The following is a 22199-nucleotide window of genomic DNA, read 5'->3' on the forward strand; positions in this document are numbered from 1 at the left end:
AGGGCTGTGGTTGCATGAATACATGCCTTTTTCATGGTCCGCCCGGACAACCCAGACAATCTCCGCGGCGGCCATGAGTGCACTGTTACTCGTGAGCGCCAGGAAGCACTTCCAGCAGCCGAAGTTCTTCGCTCCGGTCGTCCCGGACTATCTCTGCCGCGAGGACTATGCGGGCGAAGATGCTGAACTCGAAGACGGCCAAAGCAAGGCCAACGCAACCGCACCGCGGAATGGCGCCTTGGCGGTCATGTCCCGGGAGGAATGGATCGCGGTGAGCGGACTGCTTGAGGCGGCTGCCGCCGTCGGGCTCCTCATTCCTGTCACGCGCAAGGCCGCAGCCCGCGGCACCACGCTGATGTTCACGGCGTTCCTGGCCGGTCACGTGGACGCGCTCCGCCGCGCATACTCTCCCACCGGAACCGCGTCCGCGCGGCGGATTCACACACTGCGCCTGCCCTTGCAGGTCCCCTTGATCCTGTGGGCATGGAGCTTGGCTGGAGCGAAACGGGGCGTATGAAACTCCTCGAATCCCCGGCGGTGAAGGTGGGCCTCTCCATCAGCATCGCTACGGGCCTCTACGGCATCTCGTTCGGGGCACTGGCCTCGGCCTCCGGGTTCAGTTTCTGGCAGACCATGACGTTCAGCCTGCTCATGTTCAGCGGAGGCTCGCAGTTCGCCTTCATCGGCGTCGTGGCTGGTGGCGGTTCCGGCATTGCTGCCATGACAGCGGCCGCGCTGCTGGGCCTGCGCAACGGCATCTACGGGATGCAGATGAACGCGCTGTTGCGCCCAAGTGGTTGGCTCAAGTACCCGCAAGCCCACATCACCATCGACGAGTCCACGGCCACTGCCTCGGGCCAAAGGGACCCCGACGAACAGCGCCGTGGATTCTGGACCGCCGGACTCGGCATTTTCGTGCTGTGGAACATTTTCACGGCCGTCGGAGCTTTGGCGGGCGATGCCTTGGGCGACCCCAAGCGGTGGGGGCTCGACGGCGCCGCCGTGGCAGCTTTCCTGGGCCTGCTGTGGCCCCGGCTCAAGGGCCGTGAGCCTTGGGCGATTGCCGCGGCGGCTGCTCTGGCAACCATCATCGCGGTCCCGTTCGTTCCAGCGGGCGTGCCCATCCTCGTGGCCGCCGTCGTGGCTGGAACCATCGGATGGTTCAGCCACGGACGCAGTGACGAAGGCATGGAGCCCGACGTCGATCCCTACCCGCACGGTCAGTCAAGCGCTGACCCTGCCAGTGGCGAAAGGAACGCCAAATGAACCTTTGGCTCTGGATCCTCATCGCTTGCGGACTGGCGTACCTCACCAAGCTTTCGGGCTATTTCGTGCCGGCGAAGCTACTGCGGAGTCCCCGGATGATGCGCGTGGCCGGCACCATGACCATCGGCCTGCTGGCATCCCTGACCGTAGTCAACGCGGTGGCGTCGGGGCAGTCCCTCGCCTTCGACGCCCGGCTCGGTGCGCTGGCAGCGGGGGCCATCGCACTGTGGCTCCGGGCCCCGTTCCTTGTTGTGGTCATCGTCGGATCAGCGGCGGCCGCCTGCCTGCGACTGCTCGGCTGGCGCTGACCCGCCACACTCGGTTCCAATCGTCGCTGCGGTCCGCAACGCCGTCGTGCGCTGATTACTGAAAAGTCATCCCGGGGATGGGAGTTTGCTGCGGCAACGGGCGCGACGGGCGCTCGGTGCGGATGGCGTCCTCAAGCAAGGCAACCGGCCGTTCCCAGGCGCGGGATCCCGGCTCCATGGTGTCCACGGCGCCAATCAGCATGGCAACAAGGCGCACCATGTCCTCAATGGAAATATCCCGACGCAGCGAGCCCTGGCCCTGGCCGCGGGTAAGCAGTTCAGCCATGGAATCGATCAAGCCGCCCGTGATGCCCACCAGGAGACCGCGGCGGCCGGCGACGGCGCCCAGCAGGTTGGCGTCTTCGCTGGCAACCTGCACCACGGCGTCGATCACGTTGATGAGCCCGACGGCGGCATCCATGCCCGCGAGGGCATCTTCCACGACCGGGTCCACATGAAGCCTGAGTTCCCGCGACAGGGCGGCCAAGACGAGTTGTTCTTTGTCAGCGAAGTTGCGGAACAAGGTAGCCGGGCCAACACCTGCGGTGGCGGCGATCGTTTGCAGCGGAACCTCCGGGCCCAGCTCACGGAAGCACTGGCGCGCTGCCGTAATGATCTTGTCTACATTGCGCGCAGCGTCAGCTCTAAGTGGCTTGCGTTCCAAGGGCCGGTCCATGCTGCTCACAGTAGCAACGGAGGGGCTTCAATCACTTTTGTGACATTCTTGCCCGTGAAAGACTGGATTCATGTTGCTTGCCTTCTCAGTCGCCCCGTCCGGCCAGCCCGCTGCTGGCGCCGTATCCGTTGATGGCTCGGTGCACGACGCCGTTGCCGAGGCCGTGAAGATCGTCCGCGAATCCGGGCTCCCCAACCAGACGGACTCGATGTTCACCACCATCGAGGGCGAGTGGGATGAGGTGTTCGACGTCGTCAAGCGCGCCACGGAGGCCGTGGGCAAGTATGGAAACCGCGTTTCCCTGGTGATCAAGGCGGATATCCGGCCGGGATACACGGGGGAACTCACCGGCAAGGTCGAGCGGCTGGAAAAGGCGATCGTTCAAGGGGAATAGCCGGTCCTTCCCTCTGTGGGTGCCCGGTGCCAGACTGGGGCCATGTTTGAACACTCCAGATTTGAACACAAGGCCCAGCCTGACTGGGTGGCCGTCGAGGAATACTTGTCCACCGCCGTCGTCCGCCCGAACGCCGCACTCAAACACGCGGTGCAGTCCGCCCTCGACGCCGGGATGCCGCCCATCGAGGTTGCGCCCAATGCCGGCAAGCTGCTCAAGATGTTGGTTCAGGTGTCCGGGGCGCGGCGCGTGCTGGAAATCGGTACGTTGGCCGGCTTCAGCGCGATCTGGATGGCCCAGGGCCTGCCCGACGACGGCCGCCTCCTCACGTGCGAATACCTTCCGAAACACGCTGAGATCGCCAGGGCGAACGTGGACATGGCTGGAATCGGCCACAAGGTAGACATCCGGATCGGCCCGGCGTTGGAGACTCTTGCAGCGCTGGCCGAAGATCCTACGCGGGACGGGCCGTTCGACTTTGTCTTCATCGATGCCGACAAGGAGAACGATTCCAACTACCTGGAATGGGCGATCCGGCTCGGGAAGCCGGGCACGGTGATCGTGATGGACAACGTCATCTGGGAAGGTGCCATCCTGGATCCGTCCATGGACGAAGTGAACGCCCCCGGCATCGTGGGGGCGCTGGAGATGATGGGCAAGGACCCGCGCCTCGACGCAACGGCCATCCAAACAGTCGGATCCAAGGGATGGGACGGCTTCGCGATAGCCCGGGTGGTGTGACGTTAGGCTGTGCGCATGGAATTACCCTCCGCCCGGCAACGGTGGACGACGTTGAGTCCCTGACACGCATGCACTTGGCTGCCTGGCGGGAAAGCTACGGGCACCTCTTGCCCGAAGAGTTCTTCGCCTTCCGTGAGGCCACCATCAACACGCGGATCGAGAGGCAGCGGGAAGCCTTGGCGGGCTCGTACAGGCCGATGCTCGCCCATGACGCCGAGGGCGCCTTAGTGGGCATCGCTTCTGCCGGTCAGGCCAGGGATGAGGACCGGCCCTGCGAGTTGGAATTGCAGATGATCTACACTTTGCGTCGCGTGCACGGCTCGGGCGTGGGGCAAGCATTGGTCGACGCCGTTATCGGCGACGCCGCCGCCTACCTCTGGGTGCTTGAAGACAATCCGCGTGCCCAGGCTTTCTATCGCAAGAATGGTTTCCAGGCCGACGGTACGCGCCAGCTATTGCCGCCGGACTGGCACGAACTGCCGGAGATCCGGATGGTGCGTGCCGCCGTCGGGGGCTGACCGCAAGATGGTGCGTGCCGCCTTCGGGGGCTGACCGCAAGGCACCGGCGTCAACTAGGGTTGAAGCATGACCGGAAGAGGGCGACTGTAGTGGCGAAGCGTGGCAAGGGCAGGGGCGCCGGGCAAGCTGCCGGGGTCATTGAAGTGCCCGCGGGCACGAAGCCGAACGGTCCCGTGGAGGGCGTCTACTACATCGACACCGGCGACTGTGAACTCGTTGCCGACCCGGACAACTCCAACGGCTGGCTCCTGAGGATCAACGGGGTCATGAGCTCGCACATCGATGTGGCAGAGCCGTTGTTCCTGGACTTCGAGTACATGCGCTGGATTGCGGCGCTGGTGGAATCCAAATGGCTACCCGAGTCCAAGCCGAAGCTGCGCGCCCTGCATCTCGGCGGCGGAGCATGTTCCCTGGCACGGTACTTCCACGCCGCCTACCCGGACGCGCGCCAAGTGGTGGTGGAGCTCGACGGCAAGCTGGCCGAGTATGTGCGCGGCTGGTTCGACCTCCCCAAAGCCCCGCTGCTTCGCATCCGCGTGGGCGAAGCGAGGGAAGTCACGGAGAGCCTCACTCCGGACACCCGCGACCTCATCATCCGGGACGTCTTTGCCGGCGCTTTCACTCCGAGGGCGCTCACAACCCGCGAATTCAACGATCACGCGCAGAGGGTGCTGGCGCCGGGCGGGCTCTATGTGGTGAATTCCGGAGATGCCCCGGATCTCAAGAACGCACGCGAAGATGCAGCCACCATCGCAGACACCTTCGCGCACACCATGATCATTGCCGATCCGGCGATGCTCAAGGGCCGACGGTACGGAAACATGATCATGGCCGGCAGCCACGAGCCCTTCGGCGACGATCCCCAACTGGCCCGGAAGCTTCTCGGTGGGGCGGTTCCCGCGCATATCTGGAACGATGCCAAGGTCCGGGCATTCGCCGTCGGCGCCCAGATCCGGCACGACCCCAGGCCAGCCGCCTGACCCTCACTCACTTCTGAGCGAGGGTCGCTTGGAAACCCGCGATATGTGAGCGAGGATCGCCTGGAAACGCGCGATATGTGAGCGAGGGTCGCTTGGAAACGCGCGATATGTGAGCGAGGGTCGCTTGGAAACGCGCGATATGTGAGCGAGGGTCGCTTGGAAACCCGCGATATGTGAGCGAGGGTCGCTTGGAAACGCGCGATATGTGAGCGAGGATCGCTTGGAAACCCGCGATATGTGAGCGGGCGTCAGCGGCGCGCCAGCAGCAGCTCGCGGTGGGCGGCAGTCTCCTCTTGCAGGGCGTGCACGACGGCGGCAACGGCGGGGCGGCGCATCGAGTCGGGCCGCAGGACCATCCAGTAGGGGAGCAGCTCCGCGAAATCCGAGGGCAGCAGCCGCACCAGGTCCGGGTGCCGGTCCGCCATGAAGCACGGCAGGAAGCCGATACCCGCCCCGGCACGCGTCGCCTCCACGTGGACGAAGACGTTGGTGGAGCTCAAACCGTCGCGCATGGACGGAACCAGCCGGCGAGGGGCATCGAGATCGTCCACCTGCAGCATGGAGTCCACGAAATAGACCAATTGATGCTGCGTCAGCTCCTCCACGGTGCCGGGTACGCCATGAAAAGCCAAGTACTCGCGAGAGGCATACATTCCCAGCATGTACTCGCCGAGCAGCACGGCCTCGGCCCGGTGCACCTGGGGTTCGCCCACCACAACTTCGACGTCCAGGCCGGAACGCTGCTGGAGCGCCCGGCGGGTCACGGTGATGATCTCCACCGTGAGCCCGGGATGCAATCGCCGCAAGCGTGCCACGGCGGGTGCCGCGATGTACGCGCTGAAACCGTCGGTTGCTGTCATGCGTACGACGCCGGCAATGGGGTCCGGCGCGCGGTCTTCCGGTCCCAGCGTGCCTACCGCCGCTTCGATCCGCTCTGCCACGCCCACGGCCTCGGCGCCGAGCTCCGTGACTTCCCAACCGCCTGCCGTCCGCGCGAGGACCCGGCCGCCGAGCGCCTTCTCGAGCGCGGCGATCCTGCGGGAAACGGTGGTGTGGTTCAGTCCCAAGGCTTGGGCCGCCGTCGTGAACTTACCTGAGCGCGATACCGCGAGGAGGACCAGGAGGTCGTCGGGATTCGGATTCATATCTGCAATTCTGCACACACTTGGTGCCATTTTGGCCATTGAAGCCCCAGTAATGTGCGGCAATACTCATTGGAGCATTTCGTGTTGTGAATCACAGCACGTGTCAGTGTGGACACTAAGGAGATGGACATGAGCGTAGGACAACGCTCCGCAGCAGGCGCCGGCCAGCCCGTCGGGCACCCCGGCAGCAAAGGCGCAGGCCTCAAGAAGATCGTCGCCGCCTCGATGGTGGGCACCGTGGTGGAATGGTACGAATTCTTCCTCTACGCCACCGCCGCAACGCTGATTTTCGGCAAGTACTTCTTCCCGCCCACGGGCAATGACCTTGACGGCATCATCCAGGCGTTCCTGACGTACGCGGTGGGCTTCGTGGCCAGGCCCCTGGGCGGCATCGTCTTCGGCCAGATCGGCGACAGGCTCGGCCGCAAACCCACCCTGCAGCTCACCATCGTGATTGTCGGCGTCTCCACCTTCCTTATGGGCTGCCTCCCCGGCTTCGCCGACCTCGGTTACTGGGCGCCGGCCATGCTCGTGGCGCTCCGCTTCATCCAGGGCTTCGCACTGGGCGGCGAATGGGGCGGCGCGGTGCTGCTGGTGGCAGAACACAGCCCCAAGGAGTCCCGTGGATTCTGGTCAAGCTGGCCGCAGGCCGCGGTTCCCGTCGGCAACCTCCTGGCCACGCTGGTCCTCTTCATCATGTCCACCACCCTCAGCAGCGCAGCCTTCCTCGGCTGGGGATGGCGCGTGGCCTTCTGGCTCTCCGCGGTGATCGTCTTCGTTGGCTACTACATCCGCACCCACGTGACCGAGGCCCCGATCTTCCTTGAGGCAAAGGCCCAGGTGGAGAAGGAACAAGCCGTGAGCTACGGCGTCGGCGAGGTCATCCGCAAGTACCCCAAGGGCATCCTCCAGGCCATGGGACTGAGGCTCGCCGAGAACATCATGTACTACCTCGTGGTGAGCTTCTCCATCGTGTACCTCAAGAGCGTGGACAAGTACGATACCTCCTCCTTGCTGCTCGCCCTGCTGATCGCACACGTTGTCCACTTCATCGTCATCCCGCAGCTGGGCCGGCTGGCAGATACCTGGGGGCGCAAGCCGGTTTACCTGATCGGCGCCATAAGCGGTGCCACCTGGCCGTTCTTCGCCTTCCCCATGTTCGACACCAAGAACCCCGTGGTAATCGTTGCCGCCGTGACCGTCGGCCTCTGCCTGCACGCCTTCATGTACGCCGGGCAGCCGGCCATCATGACCGAGCTCTTCCCCACCCGCATGCGCTACTCGGGCGTCTCCCTTGGCTCGCAGGTCACCTCGATCTTCGCCGGTTCGCTCGCCCCGCTGCTGGCCACCCAGTGGCTCAAGGACACCGGATCCTGGATGCCCACCGCCATCTACCTGGTCATCGCTTGCGCCATCACCGCCGTCGTTGTCTTGACGCTCAAGGAGACCCGCGGGGTGGCGCTGGAAGACGTTGACGACGCCGACGCCGTTCGCCACGGCCTCCCCATGGGTGCCCGCGCATGACCCTGGAGGGCCGCAAGGCCCTGGTCACCGGCGGGGCGAGCGGCATCGGGGCAGCATGTGCCACGGCCCTCGCCGCGCGGGGCGCGAAAGTTGTGGTAGCCGACGTCGACGCCGCCGGAGCCGCGGCGCTCGCCGACAAGCTCGGCGGCACCGCCTGGGCCGTCGACTTGCTCGACACAGAGGCGCTCGCCGGACTCAGCCTGGATTGCGACATCCTCGTCAACAATGCCGGCGTCCAGAAGGTTGCTCCCATCGAGGAGTTCGAACCGGCGGATTTCCGCCGCATCCTGGCCCTCATGCTCGAAGCCCCTTTCCTGCTCATCCGGGCCGCACTCCCGCACATGTACGCCAACGGATTCGGCCGGATCATCAACATCTCCTCGGTCCACGGGCTGCGGGCGTCGGCGTTCAAGAGCGCGTATGTCTCGGCCAAGCATGGGCTCGAGGGGCTCAGCAAAGTGACGGCCCTCGAGGGTGGCCAGCACGGGGTCACCTCAAATTGCATCAATCCGGGGTACGTGCGTACGCCCCTCGTCGAGAAGCAGATCGCGGACCAGGCGCTGCTGCACGGCATCCCTGAATCCGAGGTCCTGGCGAAGGTCATGCTGACGGAGTCCGCGGTGAAGCGCCTTGTGGAGCCGGAGGAAGTAGCTTCCCTGGCCGCGTGGATAGCGTCCGACGACGCCGGCATGGTCACCGGGGCCAGCTACACGATGGATGGGGGCTGGTCCGCCCGCTGAACCACCCCTCGATGTCGTAGGCTGGTGCGCACGAGGGGAGCGAATATGGGTCTCGATCCGGTCAGCTTGAAGATAGCTCTGGGCGTTGTCGCGTCTACCCTTTGCCTGCTGTTCTTCGGATCGTTTCGCCGGACCCGTTCCGCGTACAGCGGCTGGTGGTGCCTCGCCCTCGTTTTCCTGCTCGCGGGAAATATGGCGTACCTGCTCGCCGGGACTTCCCAGCAAATCTGGGCGGGTCCCCTCGGCAACGCTTTGCTGGTGGCAGGGGCGTTCAGCGTGTGGGCGGGCTCGCGTTCTTTGCGGTTGCTTCCGACGCCGCGATGGCAGCTCCTCGCCGGACCCATCGGAACCGCTGTGGCCGCCACGCTGGAGGATCCGGCCACGAACGTGTGGTCCGGAGGCTTGGTCTATTTGGCCATGATGTCTTTGGGCATGGCTTTGGCAACAGTTGAACTTTGGCGGTTGAAGCCCAGCGTTTCACAAGCCCACCGCTCCTTGGCGCTCGCCGCCGGAGTACTGGCGTCATTCTTTTTCGGCCGGGGGATCGCCTACCTCGTGGAAGGACCCGACGGGCCGGACTTCGGTACCTATCTCAGCTCGGCGACCACCAGCGTGGTCACCATCGTGCTTCTCGTCACCGTGTCCTTCAGCATGACGGCGCTGAGCAATGAGCAGCTCATCAACGGGCTCAACGAACGCGCCACCCGGGACGGCCTGACGGGGCTCCTCAACCGCACTGCCTTCATGGAGTTGGCCACCCAGGAAATCGGCAGGCTGCACTCTGCGGGATCGATCTCCACGTTGATCCTCGCGGACCTCGACCATTTCAAGGCCCTCAACGACAACCATGGCCACGCCGCGGGCGACACCGCCATCCAGGCCTTCGCCGCCGCGTGCCAGGCCTCGGTCCGCCACACAGACCTCGTCGGGAGGTATGGCGGGGAGGAATTCACCATCCTGCTGCCAGGGGCCGACGTGGAGGGTGCCGAAATCATTGCCAACGAAATCAGCCGCCGTTTGGCCTCGGCAAAAACGCCGGACGGCATCACCTTCCCTACGGTGAGCTATGGCATCGCCCCCAGCACCCTCGCCCACGCCGAAGTAGCCCACATGATCGTGGCCGCGGACAAAGCCCTCTACGAGGCCAAGTCCCTCGGACGGAACCGCGCGGTCTGCGCAACTTCCTGACCGCCGTCGTGCGCGTTAACTGTCCGCAAAAACAATCTGCTTAAACGCTTGATCAAAAGTGTGACCTCGGTTACGCTTGCAGTGATCAAACGCTTTAGCAGAAATGGACATCAACGCCGATGACTTACTCAGTCTTCTTCCAACCCACCGATGGATGGGTCGGAGACGTGATCCCGTTCCAGAAAGACGGGGAGTTTTGGCTTTTCTACCTGCACGAGGTGCGGAACGACCCGAAGCCGGGAACGTCCTGGAATCTCGTGACCACCAAGGACCTCACGCGGTTCGAGGACCATGGAGTCTCGCTGCGTCATGGCGCGGAGGGCGACGCGGACTTCAACGCATACACAGGAAGTGTTGTGTGCGACGAGTCCGGAATACACCACCTCTTCTATACGGGACAGAATCCCCGGCACCTCGGCTCCGACGGAGCCCCGCTACAACTCGTCATGCACGCCACGAGCACGGACGGAATGCTGACGTGGGTGAAGCATCCGGAGCTGACCTTCGGCGCCCCGGCCGGCTACGAATCCGGCGACTGGCGCGATCCGTTCGTCTTCAAGGACGAGGCAAGCGGTCTGTGGCGGATGCTGCTGGCCGCACGGCACTCGGACGGTCCGGAGCGCCGCCGCGGCGTGATCGCCCAATGCGTTTCCGCCGACCTGATGGACTGGGAGCATACCGAGCCGTTCTGGGATCCCCGCCGGTACATCACGCACGAATGCCCGGACGTTTTCGCCTGGAGCGACTGGTGGTACCTGGTCTACTCGGAATTCTCCGAGTCCTTCACCACCCGCTACCGCATGGCGAAGAGTCCCAACGGGCCGTGGATCGTGCCGGCGCGGGACAGCGTTGACGGCCGCGCCTTTTATGCCTCGAAGACGGCCGAGCGGGATGGCCGCCGGTTCTTCTTCGGCTGGATCGCCAGCAAAGAGGACAACCGCGACGACGGCGCCTGGCAGTGGGCGGGCACGATGTCCGTCCTCGAGGCCCGCCAGAACGACGACGGCACCCTCGCGTTTTCCTTCGCCGACGAACTTGTCGAGAGCTTCTGGGATGAAATCCCGGTGACCTTCGGCAGCGCCCTTCCGGTGGGGCTGCATGCTCCCGACGGGTATGCGGCCATTGTGTCCGATGAGGTTCTCCCTCGGCAGTTCTACGCCCGGGCGGTGCTGCGGATAGAACCCGATACAACCGAGTGCGGACTGCTGCTCCGCTCAAGCGCGGACGGGGACGAGTCCTACGTCATCCGCCTGGAACCGAAGCGCGGACGCATGGTGTTTGACCGATGGCCCCGCGAAATCAACGGCGACGCGCAATGGCACGTCTCGGGGGATGTCCCCTTCGAGATCGAGCTGGAACGCCCCTGCGAGCTCATCCCGGGAGAGCACATCCTCGAACTTGTCGTGGACGGGGACCTCTGCGTCGCCGTCGTCGACCGGCAGGTCGCCTTGAGCGCCCGGATCTACGGGCTACCGGACGGCCGGATCGGCGTTTTCGCCGGTGAAGGCAGCGTCACTCTCACCGAACTTGAGATACGTAAGCGCACAGACAACTAAATACCCAGCGCCAGACCTCCGTTCAAATCAAAGGAGATTGTCCCCCATGAAGAAACTCATACGAACGGCCGCTGTAGCAGCGGCCGCAGCCCTCGCCCTCTCTGCCTGCGGCGGTGGAGGTGCGGGCAGTGCCTCCAACGTCAACCCGACTGGAGACATCAAACCGCGGCAAATCTCGTGGCTTCTGTCCCGGCCAGCTGACGGGGCGGTCATCAACATCATGAAAAAGATCGCTGATGAATACGCCCAGACCCACCCCGGCTTTTCCCTGAACCTGATCACCACCCCTGACCGGCCGTCCTACATCCAGAAGTATGAAACCCTCGCCGCCGCGAACAAGCTTCCCGAGCTCTTCGACACTGACGCCACACCCTTCGCCCAGCAACTCGCCAAGCAAGGCAAGATGGTAGACGCCGAGAAGCTGCTGAAAGACCTCGGCGTCTACGACACCTACCGGACGAACGCACTGAATTACCAGCGCTTCGACGACGGATCCCTCTACATGATCCCGTTCCAGTTCGAGCTCGAGTACTTTTGGTACAACAAGGCCCTCTTCCAGCAGGCTGGAGTTTCAGTGCCGAAATCACTCGACGACATCCCCGCGATGTGCACCGCCCTGCGCAAGGCCGGGATCACACCGCTCGCCCTTGACGGCCAGGACCAGTGGCCGCTTGAGCGCTACGTCTCCTACCAGCCCTTCCGCGACGCCGGACCCGACTTTGTGCAGAAGCTCAAGAAGGGTGATGCGAAGTTCAGCGACGCCACCGGCCAGAAGACCGTCAACTGGATAAGCCAGCTCGGAGGGGCCGGTTGCTTCCAGGACGGATTCTCCTCGCAGGGTTACTCTGACGCCCAGAACCTGTTCACCTCGGGCAAGGCCGCCATGTACAACATCGGCACCTGGGAACTGCCCAGCCTCGCGACCGACAAGCTGAATCCGGCGGTGCGTAACGACGTCGACTACTTCACCCTTCCGGCCACGCCAAGTTCCGCGACGGCAGCCAACGAGTACGTGGCAACCTCCGGGATCGGCATGGCGGTCAACTCAAAGACCTTTGACCCGCTCGTGAGCGACTTCCTGAAGTTCGCACTCGCCAAGTACCCCTCGGAGTACGCGGCAACGGGCGCCCTCTCGCCGACGACGAACGTCCAGACGACGATTCCGGCGAATGCCACGCCACTGTACAAGAAGGCAATCGACCAGGCGCAGGATCTCGGGACCAAGCTCGCGATGCCTTGGGACACGCAACTTGATCCGACCACGAACAGCAGGCTGCAACAAGAGCTCGTGCTCTTGGCGCAAGGCAATATCAAGCCTGCCGAGTTCACCAGCACGATGGATAGCACCATCGCACAGAACGCTCCTAAGTTCTTCAAATAACACGCAGCGGTGGGGGGCTCAGGCCCCCCACCCGAAAGGCACTCCCATGCTTCCCAATCGATCACGACTCTCGGTCTTGGTCTTCCTGCTCCCGCCGCTGCTTCTCTACGGCGTCGCGGTGCTGTTCCCGATATTGCAGTCGTTGTTCCTCAGTTTCTTCTCTTGGAACGGCATCAGTGACATGGAGTTCGTGGGCTTCGCAAACTACGTGCACATGCTCACTGGTGACGGCGTCTTCTGGCGTTCCTTCTTCAACGCCCTCGGCTACCTCGCCATTTGCCTCGTCCTGCAATTGGGCGGCGCGTTGTTCGTCGCCAGCCTGCTGACCTCGCTGCGAAGAGGCCGCGAGCTTGTCAAAACCCTGTATCTCCTCCCTGCGGTGATCTCGACGGTGGCCATCGCCTTCCTCTTCGTACGGATCTACTCGATCGATCCGGTGGGGCTCCTCAACCAAGTCCTCGGCTGGATCGGACTCGGCAGCCTCGAACGCCCCTGGCTTTCGGACGTCAATACTGTCCTCGCGGCAGTTTCAGCACCCGAAGGCTGGCGGTTCACGGGACTCTACATGCTCATCATCTACGCCGCGCTGCTCGCGGTCCCGCAGGAACTTGAAGAGGCGGCACGCCTGGACGGCGCCAACCGATGGCAGCTGTTCACCAAGATCAGGTTCCCCCACATCCGGCCCGTGTGGATCACCACCACCATCATGGCCACAACCTACGGCCTGCGCGGATTCGATATCCCCTACCTCATGACGAACGGCGGCCCCGGCCAGTCCTCGGAGCTCCTGACGACGTACATGTACAAAACCGCGTTCACCAGCACCGACTTCGGCTACGCCAGCACCATCTCGGTGTTCATCGTGGTCGAGTGCCTCGTCGCCGTCGGATTCATCCTGCTCATGCTCAAACGAAAGGCTGACGCATGACCGCGCAAACAGCCCCGGTTACCCGGCCGGTCCCTGCCCCGCCAAGCAGCCCGGCTCCCCGACGTCGGCGGCGCAAGCCAAACGTCTTCCGAAGCTTGTCGCGGGTGCTGATCGTCCTCATCGTCGTGGTGCAGGTCTATCCCCTCGCCTGGCTCTTCCTCACGAGCCTGCGCAACGAGCACGACTTCGCAACGGGTGATCCCTTCGCGCTGCCGAGCTCCATCAGCTTCGACAACTACGTCCGCGCGTTCCAGACCGGCAACCTCGGGCAGAACATCCTGAACAGTTTCATCGTCACGATGGGTGCCAACCTCCTCATCGTCCTGCTGGGGATGATGGCAGCGTATGCGTTGCAGGTCCTCGGATTCCGGTTCAGCAAATTCGTCCGGGGCCTCTTCCTGATCGGCATCATCGTGCCGGTGCAGATCGCGCTTGTGCCGCTGTTCATCGACTACTCGTCCGTGAACCTGCTGGACACCTACCAATCGATGATCATCCCCTTGGCGGGGTTTGCCCTTCCGATGTCGATCTACCTCTTCTCGTCATTCTTTGAATACATTCCCCGCGAGACCTATGAGGCAGCCTCCCTGGACGGCGCCGGCCCGTACCGGATCTTCGGACTGATCACCCTTCCGCTCTCGACCAACACGGTAGTGACAGTGGTCCTGGTGAACAGCATCTTCATCTGGAACGACTTCATCTTCGCGAACACGTTCGTGCTCTCCGAAGGGCTCAAGACCATCCCGCTGGGGCTCCAGAACTACATCGGAGCGATGGGCAAGGTCGACTGGACTGCAACGTTCGCCGCTGTCTGCATCACCATCACTCCTTTGCTGCTCGTGTTCCTCGTCCTCAACAAGGCGATGATCCAGGGCCTCGAGAGCGGGGCCACGAAGGGGTGAGGACGCGGGCACTGGATAGACTGTGAGGGGAGGGCCAATGACGTCTGAGAAAAGCTTGACAGAACCCGAGGTTAACCCCTCGCATCCACCGACGAACCCGAGGGCGGGTCATCCGGTCACGATGCGGGAGGTAGCGGAAGGAGCTGGGGTCTCCGTTGCTACGGTTTCCCTCGTCGTCAACAACAAGAAAGACGCCAGGATCGGCGCCGGGACCCGCAAACGCGTCTTGGACACCATCCGCGAACTGGGTTACCGCCCGAATGCGCTCGCGAAGAACCTCGTGAGTGGCAGCTCACGGTTCATTGGCCTCGTCGCCGACGCGATCGCCACGACTCCCTTCGCGGGGCAAATCATCCACGGCGCCCAGGACGAAGCCTGGAAACACGGATTCGTGCTCTTGGTCGCCAACACCGAGGGCAACGAGCCCGTGGAAAGAGACGCCATCTCGATGATGCTCGAGCACAAGGTTCGCGGCATCCTGTACTCCACCTGGTTCCACCGCCCTACCGAGATCCCCGCCGCGTTGCAAGAGACCGACTTCGTCTTGGTGAACTGCTTCTCGCCGGACTCTGACGCCCTGGCCGTGGTCCCGGATGAAGTCCACGGTGGACGGGAAGCCACTGAAATCCTTGTGCGCAAGGGGCACCGAAGGATCGCCTTCATCAACGCCACGATTCCTGCTCCGGCGAAGGACGGACGCCTCCAGGGCTACAGGGAAGCGCTCGAATCTGCTGGGATTGCGTTTGACCCGCACCTCGTCTTCGACGCGTATCCTGACCAGGAAGGCGGATACGGAGCCGTCGAGGAACTCCTCAAACGGGACGTCACGGCAGTCTTTTGCTACAACGACCGTATGGCCATGGGTCTCTACGACGGGCTGAAGCAAAAGGGGTTGTCCATTCCCGAGGACATGGCCGTGGTCGGGTTCGACAACCAGGAAGTCATCGCCGCCCATATGCGGCCGCCGCTGTCCACGGTCGCGCTGCCGCACTACGAGCTCGGCGCGGCGGGCGTGCGCCTGCTCCTCGGCGTCGACGAACCGGCGGGCGGCCCGGTGGTAAAGCTTGAATGCCCGCCGGTGGAACGCGACTCCGTTGGACCGAACACCCTCACGGGTTCCCGGCTGCCTTAGAGGGATTCTGCTCAGCCTCGTCCACGGCGGAATGCTCTATGTAGGACTCCACGGCCGACTCCGGAACGCGGTAGGACCGCCCGAACCGCACGGCATGGATGGCGTGCGAGTTCACCAGGCGGTAGACAGTCATCCTGGAAACCCGCAGCGCCTGGGCAACCTCCGCGATTGTCATGAACCGGTTGGCTGGAACGCCGGCGGCAGCCATGTTCACCACGGCCTCCTGAGCTGGCGGTAGTCGTAATAGACCACGGTCCTGCCCGCTGGAGCGGCTGTCCGCAAACCAATCGAAGAGCCGTTGATGACGGCCACCACGCCTTCCGTGCAGCCGTTGAAAGGATCGTCACCGGCCACGTAGTCGCCAACCTTGAACGGGGACGATACCGCTTTGGCTTGTCCCGCTGCCCGGGAAAAGACCTGGCGTAGTCTTCTGGCCAGCGCGAAGCCGCGCCGCACCCGCATCTGAACGATGTACCTCGATGTGGGATCAAACATCCGAACCACTCCTTTGCAGTCGCGTGTGGCAACGGTACGCGCGAACCACAAGCGACACATGAGTGACTTTCACCCGTTATGACGCATGGGCCACTCACGTCACTTGGCCCACTACTCGGACAAGGACCCCAGGGAAAGCAAGTGTTGACCTGAGTGGTCCGGGCAAAAGACGGGTAGGGGCTACGCATCCCAGACCGGGCGAACAGTCCCTACGCTCGAAGCAAATGTTCCGTCAGTTCCGGGGGCTGCTCGGTGTCCCTGTCCTGCGTGCCGGTACGGCTCCTTGAGCCGCAGCCAGATGGGGTCTTTCTATGAGCGTTTCCAATCCGTCCACTCAGGAGAAGCCCAAGCCGCGGATCATTCCGACGGCGGGTGCCCGCCGTCGTCGTTCCCGCGCGATCGCGGCCATTGCGGCGATCGCCATGGCCGGCGTCGCCCTGGTGGTGGCGGCTCCCGCAGCGCAAGCGGCCAATCCCACCGTAGTTTCGCTGACATTCGACGACGGGAACGCGGACCAGCTGAACGCGGCCCAAATCATGAAGGCCCAAGGCATGGTGGGCACGTTTTTCATCACTTCCGGATTCACGGACAACCCCGGCTACATGTCGCAAGCGGACTTGCACGGACTCGTTGCGGATGGCAACGAGATCGGTGGCCACACCGTAACCCACCCCGACTTGATCACCCTGCCCGCAGACGAAGCCAAGCGCCAGATCTGCAACGACCGGGTAAACCTGAGCAACTGGGGCTTCTCGGTCACCGATTTCGCCTACCCCTTTGCCTCGGAAAACGCAGCAGCCGAGACCATCGCACAGAGCTGCGGCTACAACAGTGCCCGAGGCCTTGGTGATATCAAGACCCGTTTCAGCTGCCCAACGTGCAGCCTCGCTGAGACGATGCCGCCGGCCGACCCCTACAACACCGCGGCACCCGACGAAGTGGATTCCACGTGGACGCTGGCTGACCTGCAGACTTCGGTCACCCAAGCGGAAGCAGCCGGGGGCTGGGTACAGCTGACCTTCCATCACATTGATGCGAACAGCACGGACCCGTTGAACATCCAGCCGGCCCTTTTTGAGCAGTTCCTGACTTGGCTCAAGGCGCGCCCGGCGACGACCACAGTGAAAACCGTCAACCAAGTGATCGGCGGAACCGTCCAGCCATTGGTCTCGGGCCCGGCAGTACCGCCCCAGGCTCCCAGCGGCAACCTGGTGCAGAATCCCGGGCTGGAGACCCTGACGAGCGGAATGCCGCAGTGCTGGTTCGCCGGCGGCTACGGAACCAATACCCCCAGCTTCTCCCTGGTCAGCCCTGGCCGGACGGGGGCGGTCGCCGAGAAGCTCGTGATGACCGGCTACGTGGACGGAGACGCGAAACTCCTTCCGGCCCTGGACCTGGGCGGATGCTCGCCAACGGCAACAGAGGGCCACCAATACAACATCGGAGCCTGGTATACGTCCACGGTGCCCACACAGTTCACGCTGTACTACCGGACTGGACTGGGTTCCTGGAAGTACTGGACATCGAGTCCATGGTTTGCGCCCGCCACAAGCTACCAAAAGGCGGCGTGGACGACGCCTGCCCTTCCAGCGGGAGCCAACGGAATCAGCTTCGGATTGAACCTCTTCAGCAACGGCACACTCATTACCGATGACTACGAAATGTTTGACACCGCTACCGCGCCCGCCCCGGCCCCACCGGCTCCCGGCACCAACCTGGTGCAAAACGCGGGCCTTGAGACGGCGGGAATCGGCTCGACTCCACAGTGCTGGCAGGCCGGAGGCTACGGGACCAACACCCCGGCCTTCAGCACCGTGCCCTCCGCCCATAGCGGCACAGCGGCGGAGCAACTTGTTGTCAGCGGCTACATCGACGGCGACGCGAAGCTGCTCCAAACAATGGACAGCGGCAGTTGCGCTCCGGCCGCCATCGCCGGGCACAGCTATTCGCTCCGGGCGTGGTACACGTCGACGGCGGTGACCCAGTTCACGGTGTACTACCGGGACGCTTCGGGCGCCTGGGTCTATTGGACATCGAGTCCCTGGCTCGCGGCGTCGGACGCTTACACGCAGGCCAGCTTCACCACTCCCGTGCTGCCGGACGGTGCCACCGCCGTGAGTTTCGGCTTGAACCTCTTCAGCAACGGGACGCTGACTACTGACGACTACGCCATGTACGACACCGTGGGGGCGCCGCCACTGTGAGTTATCGGGAGCTTCACGAAGGGGAGGGCACGGCCGCGGGCCGCGCAAAGGTCAGGGAAGTGAGCAGGGAACAATGAGACGAGCGGCAAAAGCAGGAATCGTCGTTGCGGGCGTGGTGGCGGTCGGACTGGCAGGGGCGATCACCCTCAACGCCACGCAGACATCATCAAACTCAATTGCCGGCGCCGCGCCGTCGGCCACCGTCAGCGCAGCGGCCGTCAGTGCGTCGGCCTCTGCGCCTGGTGCCTCTGCGCCCGGTGCCACCAAGACGCCGAGTGCCACCGCTCCAGCGCCGGCCGCCAACGCCACCGCCAGCGCTGCGCCTTCAAGTCAAGCCGCGCTCCCTGCCCCGGCAACAAGTGCCAAGCCCGATGCCCCAGTCCCACCGGCGCCGGCGCCCGCTGCGCCAGCTCCGGCTCCCGCGGTGCCTGCTCCCGTGGCGCAGGGCCTTGATGCGGCGGGGATCCAACGCATCAAGGACAGCTGCACAGCCCGGCTGCAAAGCGATGCCGCCCACTCCGCAATAGTGACCGGAACGGTGGTGCCCCGGCCATTCACCGTTGTCTCCATCGCATTCACCGGCAACCCGGTACAGTCAACGGCGGCCTCCGGCCTGGCCTCGTACGACATCCTCATGAAGATCACCACCAAGCTTGTTGATGGTCCTGCCCAGGACGGGGTGCGTGTTTGCCGGGTCTATGACTCAGACTCGCACGTGGATTGGCTTCCGGCCGGCTGACTCAGCGGTTGCTGCTGCGTTCCAGGACGCTAAGACTTGGTGCCTGTAAGCGCCAGGGTTCCGCCGAGCCCGATCATCATGACCCCGCCCGTGGCGCCCAGGGTGGAGATCCTGCGCGGGGAGCGGGCAAACCACTGGCGTGCGGTGCCCGCGGCAACGGCCCAGATACTGTCGGATATCAGCGCGATCGTCAGGAAAACAGCTCCGAGCTCGGCGAGCTGAAGCGGAATGCTGCCGCTCGAATATTCCACGAACTGAGGCAGCACAGCCACGAAGAACACGATCGACTTCGGGTTGCTCGCACCCACGATGAAGCCCTCGCGGATCAGCCGCCACATAGACCGCGACGGCGCCGGACCGGCCGCCGTCGAACGCCCGCCGCGGTGACGGATCGCCTGCACCCCGAGGTAGACCAGATAGGCTGCCCCGGCGAACTTGATGATGGTGAACAGCACGATCGACTGCGCCAGGACCGCGCCGAGCCCCAGCGCCACCGCGGTGATCTGCGGAACCATGCCCAGGGCGTTTCCCAGGACGCTGAGGAGCCCGCCTTTGCGGCCGAGGGCGAGGGAACGCCCGATTACGAAAAGAACGCTCGGACCCGGGACTGCGATGAGGACCAGCGCGGCCAAGGCAAACGCCAGGAGGTTGGTGAATGGAACCATGCCTGATGATAGCCCTGGGCTCGGCGGCGGGCTAGGAGGGCTCGGCGACCACGGGCATCGAAGCAGTCTCGTCAACGAGGTCGGCACGCACCCGGCCGCCACCTCGGACCCACAGCTTGTAGGCCAGCACCAGCAGCCCGAGCCACACGGCGCCTACGTACAAGGCCACGCGGGTGTCCTCGAAGACGCCTAGGATGACGATCACCAGGGCCATGAAGGCGATGGTCAGCACGGACGCTGCGGGCCACCATGGCGACGCGAATTCCGACGCCGGGAGTCCCTTGCGCTTGATCTCGCGCTTCATGGCGACGTGCGAGGCCAGGATCATGACCCAAACCCACACCGTCGCGAACGTGGCGATGGAAGCGATCACCAGGAACACGTTCTCGGGGATTACGGCGTTGAGCACAACGCCCACCAGCAGGATGCCGCCCATCAGGACCACGGTCATCCAGGGAACACCGTGCCTTGAGATCTTGCCGAAACTCTTCGGGGCATGCCCCTGTTGGGAGAGCCCGAAGAGGATGCGTCCGGCGCCGAAAATGTCGCTATTGATAGCTGACAGCGCAGAGGTGATGACCACGGCATTGAGGATGTCGGGCGCCGCGGGGATGCCGAGGCCGCTGAAGATCTGCACAAACGGGCTGCCGTTGTTCCCGATTTCGTTCCAGGGGAACAGGCTCATGAGCACGCCGAGCGTCAGGACGTAGAACAGCAGTACGCGCACCGGGACTGTGTTGACGGCCTGCGGAATGACCTTCTTGGGGTCTGCGGCTTCGCCTGCCGTGATGCCGATCGTTTCGATCCCGCCAAAGGCGAACATGACGACGGCGAACGAGGCCAGGAGCCCGCCGAAACCGTTCGGGAACAGGCCACCGTGGTCAACGAGGTTCCCCAGCCCCGGTGCCACACCCCCGTTGCCGGAGTGGAAGCCGAACACGATGATCGCAGCGCCGCCCGCAATCATGGCGATGATCGCCACCACCTTGATGAGCGAGAACCAAAACTCGAGTTCCCCGAAGACCTTGACGCTCAGGAGGTTCATGGCACCAAGGACGAGGATGATCGCCAGGACCCAGATCCATCGGTCCACCTGTGGGAACCAAAAGCCCATGTAGATACTGAACGCCGTCACGTCCGCGATCGCCACGATGGCCATTTCGAAGACGTAGGTCCACCCAGTGATGAACCCTGCCAGCGGTCCGAGGTAGCGGCTGGCATACTGCCCGAACGACCCGGAGACGGGGTGGCGGACGGCCAGTTCGCCGAGGGCCCGCATCACCATGAAGACGGCGGCGCCACCGATCATGTATGCGAAGAGAACCGACGGGCCCGCCTTTTGGATCGCAGACGCGGAACCGTAGAAGAGGCCTGTTCCGATAGCTGAACCGAGGGCCATGAAGCGGATGTGGCGGACATTGAGGCCACGGCTGAGAACGGTGGTTACCGCGCCTTCGACGACTTTGGCGGCCGGTGTCCTGACGGCTGTTGGGGCTTGCTGCATACGAATACCTTCTCGTCATTGGGAGGGGGACTGTTAACCAGCAGACCATTCCGGAGCTGGCTGTGATGGGCCTCACGACGTATCGTTGTCTCGGTTCTCAGACGCTGAGCCAATAAGCGGCTAATGACTGGCCGTCTTGTGCGCAAATGTCTGGTATTCCAGACAGCTTAATGTTCTGATTGGCTTTCCGATCCGCTCCGTGGGGCGCACGCTTAAGTACGGGATCCCGGACACCTGCCTTGCCGCCATGTGGCAGAAGGGGCAAGCCGGGCATTACCGTGCACTCGAAGAGGAGCCATGACCATACAGCCGTCCACCCAAGGCCGGGCCGCTTCAAAGGTCCCAGCCGCCGAGAACACCCTGCGCATCCTGAAGCTGCTTGCTTCCCGGCGTGGCCCGATGGCAGCGTCCAACATTGCCACTGCGCTCGGCCTGCCCCGCTCAAGTGTCTATCACCTGCTCGGCGTCATGGAGGCCAACGGCTTCGTCCTGCACCTTCATGAGGAGCAGCGCTACGGGCTGGGCATCAGTGCCTTTGAACTCAGTTCGGCGTACTCGCGGCAAGAGCCTTTGTCGCGGCTCGGCCGCCCCATGCTGGCCGCCCTTGTGGATGCGATCGGCGAGAGCGCGCACCTGGCCGTCCTGCACGGCCGCGATGTGCTCTACATCGTGGAGGAGAGGGCCAAGAACCGCCCGTCCCTCGTGACCGACGTCGGGGTCCGGCTTCCCAGCCACCTCACCGCCAGCGGGCGAGCGATCCTGGCCGCACTGCCGAAATCCCAGGTCAGGGCCCTGTACCCGAATGCCGCCGCGTTTACGGCCCGGCACGAGATGGAATCGCCCATCATGAAGTACTCGGCCTTGTCCTCGCATTTGGACCAGGTCCGGCAGCGCGGCTACGCCACCGAACACGGCGAAGTCACGCCAGGCTTCGGCTCGGTGGCCGCCGCCGTCACCGACCATCTGGGATGGCCGACGGCGGCAGTCGCGGTGACATTCCTCGAGGACCGGGTGCCGGTTGAGGAGTGGCCCGCACTGGCCGCCCGAATCCAGAAAACAGCCGACGAGCTGTCGATCCGCATCCACGGCCGCCCCTCCTAGCGCGGCTATCCCAACTAGCTCGCAGTAGGTGTCGTTATGGGCGCTCGTAACGACATCTACTGCTAGCTAGTTGAGTCTGGTATTCCGGACAGCACCCTCCATAAAGCCATT

General features: G+C 63.9%; 24 protein-coding genes. 18 read left to right on the top strand and 6 right to left on the bottom strand.

Annotation, left to right across the window (positions count from 1 at the left end; all coding sequences use genetic code 11):
* Nucleotides 1-22: 22 nt before the first annotated feature.
* Genes NFJ07_RS10385 through NFJ07_RS10395 form a run of 3 tightly spaced genes read left to right on the top strand, consistent with a single transcriptional unit; the run spans nt 23 to nt 1574 of the window.
* Nucleotides 23-517: a DoxX family protein gene (locus NFJ07_RS10385; protein ID WP_269994137.1), complete on the top strand. Its 495-nt coding sequence runs from the start codon at nt 23-25 to the stop codon at nt 515-517.
* Entirely contained in the window at nt 514-1266 is a 753-nt protein-coding gene (locus NFJ07_RS10390) for an AzlC family ABC transporter permease (protein WP_269994139.1), read from the top strand. Before NFJ07_RS10385 ends, NFJ07_RS10390 begins: the two co-directional genes overlap by 4 nt.
* Complete coding sequence (locus NFJ07_RS10395) at nt 1263-1574, top strand: AzlD domain-containing protein (RefSeq protein WP_269994140.1); 312 nt, start codon at nt 1263-1265, stop codon at nt 1572-1574. The genes NFJ07_RS10390 and NFJ07_RS10395 overlap by 4 nt, the downstream gene beginning before the upstream one ends.
* A gap of 55 nt (nt 1575-1629) precedes the next feature.
* On the opposite strand, the gene NFJ07_RS10400 is transcribed toward NFJ07_RS10395, so the two are convergent.
* Entirely contained in the window at nt 1630-2250 is a 621-nt protein-coding gene (locus NFJ07_RS10400) for a TetR/AcrR family transcriptional regulator (protein ID WP_269994141.1), read from the bottom strand.
* Nucleotides 2251-2320: 70 nt separating this feature from the next.
* Here NFJ07_RS10400 and NFJ07_RS10405 point away from each other — a divergent pair, with 70 nt between their 5' ends.
* The 4 genes from NFJ07_RS10405 to NFJ07_RS10420 all read left to right on the top strand — a co-directional run bounded on the left by NFJ07_RS10405 (nt 2321) and on the right by NFJ07_RS10420 (nt 4884).
* Nucleotides 2321-2644: a thiamine-binding protein gene (locus tag NFJ07_RS10405; protein WP_269994142.1), complete on the top strand. Its 324-nt coding sequence runs from the start codon at nt 2321-2323 to the stop codon at nt 2642-2644.
* A 42-nt stretch (nt 2645-2686) separates the two neighbouring features.
* Nucleotides 2687-3385, top strand: a complete 699-nt coding sequence (locus NFJ07_RS10410) for an O-methyltransferase (RefSeq protein ID WP_269994143.1) — start codon at nt 2687-2689, stop codon at nt 3383-3385.
* Nucleotides 3382-3903 carry a GNAT family N-acetyltransferase gene (locus NFJ07_RS10415; protein WP_333482049.1) on the top strand — a complete coding sequence of 174 codons (522 nt, stop codon included), beginning with the start codon at nt 3382-3384 and terminating at the stop codon, nt 3901-3903. The genes NFJ07_RS10410 and NFJ07_RS10415 overlap by 4 nt, the downstream gene beginning before the upstream one ends.
* A 90-nt stretch (nt 3904-3993) precedes the next feature.
* Nucleotides 3994-4884: a spermidine synthase gene (locus NFJ07_RS10420; RefSeq protein WP_269994145.1), complete on the top strand. Its 891-nt coding sequence runs from the start codon at nt 3994-3996 to the stop codon at nt 4882-4884.
* A gap of 248 nt (nt 4885-5132) precedes the next feature.
* Here the strand turns inward: NFJ07_RS10420 and NFJ07_RS10425 are convergent, their stop codons facing one another.
* Entirely contained in the window at nt 5133-6029 is an 897-nt protein-coding gene (locus NFJ07_RS10425) for a LysR family transcriptional regulator (protein ID WP_269994147.1), read from the bottom strand.
* A 129-nt stretch (nt 6030-6158) separates the two neighbouring features.
* On the opposite strand from NFJ07_RS10425, the gene NFJ07_RS10430 reads away from it, so the two are divergent.
* The 8 genes from NFJ07_RS10430 (at nt 6159) to NFJ07_RS10465 (ending at nt 15380) form a co-directional block, all read left to right on the top strand.
* A complete protein-coding gene (locus NFJ07_RS10430; RefSeq protein ID WP_269994149.1) occupies nt 6159-7553 on the top strand; it encodes an MFS transporter in 1395 nt (464 codons plus the stop codon).
* Nucleotides 7550-8293 (top strand): 3-hydroxybutyrate dehydrogenase, encoded by a 744-nt coding sequence (locus NFJ07_RS10435; RefSeq protein WP_269994150.1) that lies wholly within the window; start codon nt 7550-7552, stop codon nt 8291-8293. Before NFJ07_RS10430 ends, NFJ07_RS10435 begins: the two co-directional genes overlap by 4 nt.
* 45 nt (nt 8294-8338) lie before the next feature.
* Nucleotides 8339-9481: a GGDEF domain-containing protein gene (locus NFJ07_RS10440; RefSeq protein WP_269994152.1), complete on the top strand. Its 1143-nt coding sequence runs from the start codon at nt 8339-8341 to the stop codon at nt 9479-9481.
* Between the two features lie 119 nt (nt 9482-9600).
* A complete protein-coding gene (locus NFJ07_RS10445; protein WP_269994153.1) occupies nt 9601-11037 on the top strand; it encodes a GH32 C-terminal domain-containing protein in 1437 nt (478 codons plus the stop codon).
* 46 nt (nt 11038-11083) lie between these two features.
* Nucleotides 11084-12418: an ABC transporter substrate-binding protein gene (locus tag NFJ07_RS10450; protein ID WP_269994154.1), complete on the top strand. Its 1335-nt coding sequence runs from the start codon at nt 11084-11086 to the stop codon at nt 12416-12418.
* Between the two features lie 46 nt (nt 12419-12464).
* Complete coding sequence (locus NFJ07_RS10455) at nt 12465-13346, top strand: carbohydrate ABC transporter permease (RefSeq protein WP_059388447.1); 882 nt, start codon at nt 12465-12467, stop codon at nt 13344-13346.
* Entirely contained in the window at nt 13343-14248 is a 906-nt protein-coding gene (locus tag NFJ07_RS10460; RefSeq protein ID WP_269994157.1) for a carbohydrate ABC transporter permease, read from the top strand. Before NFJ07_RS10455 ends, NFJ07_RS10460 begins: the two co-directional genes overlap by 4 nt.
* A gap of 37 nt (nt 14249-14285) precedes the next feature.
* On the top strand, nt 14286-15380 hold the full coding sequence (locus tag NFJ07_RS10465) for a LacI family DNA-binding transcriptional regulator (RefSeq protein ID WP_442865331.1): 1095 nt from the start codon (nt 14286-14288) through the stop codon (nt 15378-15380).
* Here NFJ07_RS10465 and NFJ07_RS10470 read toward each other — a convergent pair.
* Together NFJ07_RS10470 and NFJ07_RS10475 are read right to left on the bottom strand one after the other, a co-directional pair.
* Complete coding sequence (locus tag NFJ07_RS10470; RefSeq protein ID WP_269994250.1) at nt 15358-15588, bottom strand: helix-turn-helix domain-containing protein; 231 nt, start codon at nt 15586-15588, stop codon at nt 15358-15360. The genes NFJ07_RS10465 and NFJ07_RS10470 overlap by 23 nt on opposite strands.
* A 2-nt stretch (nt 15589-15590) precedes the next feature.
* Nucleotides 15591-15875 carry a hypothetical protein gene (locus tag NFJ07_RS10475; RefSeq protein ID WP_269994158.1) on the bottom strand — a complete coding sequence of 95 codons (285 nt, stop codon included), beginning with the start codon at nt 15873-15875 and terminating at the stop codon, nt 15591-15593.
* Nucleotides 15876-16186: 311 nt separating this feature from the next.
* Here NFJ07_RS10475 and NFJ07_RS10480 point away from each other — a divergent pair, with 311 nt between their 5' ends.
* Nucleotides 16187-18079 (top strand): polysaccharide deacetylase family protein, encoded by a 1893-nt coding sequence (locus NFJ07_RS10480; RefSeq protein ID WP_269994160.1) that lies wholly within the window; start codon nt 16187-16189, stop codon nt 18077-18079.
* A gap of 73 nt (nt 18080-18152) precedes the next feature.
* Complete coding sequence (locus NFJ07_RS10485) at nt 18153-18818, top strand: hypothetical protein (RefSeq protein WP_269994162.1); 666 nt, start codon at nt 18153-18155, stop codon at nt 18816-18818.
* A gap of 29 nt (nt 18819-18847) precedes the next feature.
* Here the strand turns inward: NFJ07_RS10485 and NFJ07_RS10490 are convergent, their stop codons facing one another.
* A complete protein-coding gene (locus NFJ07_RS10490; RefSeq protein WP_269994164.1) occupies nt 18848-19483 on the bottom strand; it encodes a LysE family translocator in 636 nt (211 codons plus the stop codon).
* Between the two features lie 31 nt (nt 19484-19514).
* Nucleotides 19515-20987, bottom strand: a complete 1473-nt coding sequence (locus tag NFJ07_RS10495; RefSeq protein ID WP_269994166.1) for an amino acid permease — start codon at nt 20985-20987, stop codon at nt 19515-19517.
* A 297-nt stretch (nt 20988-21284) separates the two neighbouring features.
* Between NFJ07_RS10495 and NFJ07_RS10500 the strand changes: the two genes are divergently transcribed.
* Nucleotides 21285-22088 carry an IclR family transcriptional regulator gene (locus NFJ07_RS10500; RefSeq protein ID WP_269994168.1) on the top strand — a complete coding sequence of 268 codons (804 nt, stop codon included), beginning with the start codon at nt 21285-21287 and terminating at the stop codon, nt 22086-22088.
* Nucleotides 22089-22199 lie beyond the last annotated feature (111 nt).

This window comes from Arthrobacter sp. B2a2-09, assembly GCF_027587375.1.
GTDB lineage: Bacteria > Actinomycetota > Actinomycetes > Actinomycetales > Micrococcaceae > Arthrobacter.

Coding starts and splice junctions, on each gene's coding strand:
- NFJ07_RS10445 (WP_269994153.1), top strand. CDS start 9,601: ATGACTTACTCAGTCTTCTTCCAACCCACCGATGGATGGGTCGGAGAC.
- NFJ07_RS10425 (WP_269994147.1), bottom strand. CDS start 6,029: ATGAATCCGAATCCCGACGACCTCCTGGTCCTCCTCGCGGTATCGCGC.
- NFJ07_RS10500 (WP_269994168.1), top strand. CDS start 21,285: ATGACCATACAGCCGTCCACCCAAGGCCGGGCCGCTTCAAAGGTCCCA.
- NFJ07_RS10440 (WP_269994152.1), top strand. CDS start 8,339: ATGGGTCTCGATCCGGTCAGCTTGAAGATAGCTCTGGGCGTTGTCGCG.
- NFJ07_RS10395 (WP_269994140.1), top strand. CDS start 1,263: ATGAACCTTTGGCTCTGGATCCTCATCGCTTGCGGACTGGCGTACCTC.
- NFJ07_RS10470 (WP_269994250.1), bottom strand. CDS start 15,588: ATGGCTGCCGCCGGCGTTCCAGCCAACCGGTTCATGACAATCGCGGAG.
- NFJ07_RS10490 (WP_269994164.1), bottom strand. CDS start 19,483: ATGGTTCCATTCACCAACCTCCTGGCGTTTGCCTTGGCCGCGCTGGTC.
- NFJ07_RS10480 (WP_269994160.1), top strand. CDS start 16,187: ATGAGCGTTTCCAATCCGTCCACTCAGGAGAAGCCCAAGCCGCGGATC.
- NFJ07_RS10485 (WP_269994162.1), top strand. CDS start 18,153: ATGAGACGAGCGGCAAAAGCAGGAATCGTCGTTGCGGGCGTGGTGGCG.
- NFJ07_RS10410 (WP_269994143.1), top strand. CDS start 2,687: ATGTTTGAACACTCCAGATTTGAACACAAGGCCCAGCCTGACTGGGTG.
- NFJ07_RS10430 (WP_269994149.1), top strand. CDS start 6,159: ATGAGCGTAGGACAACGCTCCGCAGCAGGCGCCGGCCAGCCCGTCGGG.
- NFJ07_RS10495 (WP_269994166.1), bottom strand. CDS start 20,987: ATGCAGCAAGCCCCAACAGCCGTCAGGACACCGGCCGCCAAAGTCGTC.
- NFJ07_RS10465 (WP_442865331.1), top strand. CDS start 14,286: ATGACGTCTGAGAAAAGCTTGACAGAACCCGAGGTTAACCCCTCGCAT.
- NFJ07_RS10390 (WP_269994139.1), top strand. CDS start 514: ATGAAACTCCTCGAATCCCCGGCGGTGAAGGTGGGCCTCTCCATCAGC.
- NFJ07_RS10400 (WP_269994141.1), bottom strand. CDS start 2,250: ATGGACCGGCCCTTGGAACGCAAGCCACTTAGAGCTGACGCTGCGCGC.
- NFJ07_RS10435 (WP_269994150.1), top strand. CDS start 7,550: ATGACCCTGGAGGGCCGCAAGGCCCTGGTCACCGGCGGGGCGAGCGGC.
- NFJ07_RS10385 (WP_269994137.1), top strand. CDS start 23: ATGCCTTTTTCATGGTCCGCCCGGACAACCCAGACAATCTCCGCGGCG.
- NFJ07_RS10455 (WP_059388447.1), top strand. CDS start 12,465: ATGCTTCCCAATCGATCACGACTCTCGGTCTTGGTCTTCCTGCTCCCG.
- NFJ07_RS10460 (WP_269994157.1), top strand. CDS start 13,343: ATGACCGCGCAAACAGCCCCGGTTACCCGGCCGGTCCCTGCCCCGCCA.
- NFJ07_RS10405 (WP_269994142.1), top strand. CDS start 2,321: ATGTTGCTTGCCTTCTCAGTCGCCCCGTCCGGCCAGCCCGCTGCTGGC.
- NFJ07_RS10475 (WP_269994158.1), bottom strand. CDS start 15,875: ATGTTTGATCCCACATCGAGGTACATCGTTCAGATGCGGGTGCGGCGC.
- NFJ07_RS10450 (WP_269994154.1), top strand. CDS start 11,084: ATGAAGAAACTCATACGAACGGCCGCTGTAGCAGCGGCCGCAGCCCTC.